This is a genomic window from Amycolatopsis sp. NPDC114478, from assembly GCF_055633805.1.
The window spans coordinates 1-1,448 of sequence record NZ_JBVKDO010000058.1 but is presented as its reverse complement, the minus strand read 5'-3'; the positions used below and the strand labels follow the sequence as shown (position 1 = coordinate 1,448).

The 1,448-nt window shown below is 66.6% G+C and carries 1 protein-coding gene; it reads right to left on the bottom strand.

The annotated features are described in order from the left end of the window. Positions 1-26: 26 nt before the first annotated feature. Complete coding sequence (locus ACZ7OH_RS51850) at positions 27-1,229, bottom strand: IS110 family RNA-guided transposase (protein WP_470287731.1); 1,203 nt, start codon at positions 1,227-1,229, stop codon at positions 27-29. Positions 1,230-1,448 lie beyond the last annotated feature (219 nt).

The window sequence follows — 1,448 nt, the reverse complement described above, 5'->3', positions numbered from 1 at the left end:
AGGACTTCCCAATGGGGGTTGTCAAGTCACGCAGCCACCGAAATCGGAGGTGAAGCGTGGTAGCCAGCGTCGTCGCGGAGCATGGCCCACAGGACGTTGAGGCGTCGGCGGGCGAGACAGAGCAGCGCCTGCTCGTGCCGTTTGCCTTCGGCTCGTTTGCGCTGGTAGTAAACCTTCGAGCTGGGGCAACAGGGCAGGCTGGCCATGGCAGCGAGGTAGCAGGCCCGCAGCAAGCCCCGGTGATAGCGGCGCGGACGTCGCAGGTTGCCGTGAACGCGGCCGGAGTCGCGGGGAACGGGCGCGAGGCCGGCATAGCCGGCGAGACGATCGACCGAGCCGAACGCGGTCATCTCCCCGCCGGTGGCGGCGAGAAATTCCGCGGCGAGGGTCGGGCCGAACCCGGGCAGGGTGAGGATCACCTCGGCGTGGCGGTGCTGGCGAAATCGTTGCTCGATCATCGCGTCGATCTCGGCGATTTCGGTGTTGAGGGCGATCACCCCCTTTGCCAGCCGCTCGACCATCGCGGCGGCGAGTTTCTGGCCGGGCAGCGTGGTGTGCTGCGCGGCGGCGGCCTCGAGGGCCGCGTGTGCGACCGTGTCGGCGTTGCGGGCTTTGCGGTGCCGCAGCCAGTGGGCCAGACGTTGCTCGCCCAGCCGCCGGATCGCGTCGGGGGTCTGGTAACCGGTGAGCAGAAGCAAGTGTCCTTTGCGGGACAGGTCAAGGTTGCGTTCCAGTGCGGGAAAGTAGTCGAGCAGCTGGTGACGGATCCGATTGATCGCCCGGGTGCGGTCGCAGACCAGGTCGGCGCGCCGGTTGGTCAGAGTCCGCAGATCCACCGCGATCTCGTCGCCCGCGCGCAGCGGGCCGAGGTCACGACGGACGCGGGCCTGGTCGGCGATGACGAACGCGTCTTTGGCGTCGGTTTTTCCCTCACCTCGGTAGGTTCCGGCAGCGCGGTGGACCTTCAGCCCGGTGATGTAGAGCAGTTCCTGGGCGTGGTTGACAAGCAGCCCGATCAGCAACGCGGCGCCTCCGGTGTTCAGGTCGATCGCCCACCGCACGTCGGTGTCGATCGCCAGCACGTCGGCGATCAGGTTCAGCAGTTCGGTTTCGTCGTTCTGGACCCGCCGGGACAACAGCCGTTCGCTGCTGTCGTTGATCACCACGCAGTGGTGGGGTTCCTTGCCGATGTCCACGCCGGCCCAGATCTGGGGCACGACCACCTCCATCGTTGTTGCGCTCAAGTGTTCACCCACAGACGACCACGCCGACGGTGTCCTACACAGCGATCCACGCGTATCCCAATTAGCGGTCGAGTCGTCGCGGGGGCCCGGGCGGCCAAGTCCTTTCAGCCTTGCCAACGGCGATTCCGTGAGAGCCATACCCGGAGCCCCAGGGCCCACCGATCCTACGAATGACCAGTTCAGACCCAACAAAGAAGGTAGGAC

Excerpts from the sequence above, each read along its gene's own strand:
- ACZ7OH_RS51850 (WP_470287731.1), bottom strand. The coding sequence starts at position 1,229 with ATGGAGGTGGTCGTGCCCCAGATCTGGGCCGGCGTGGACATCGGCAAG.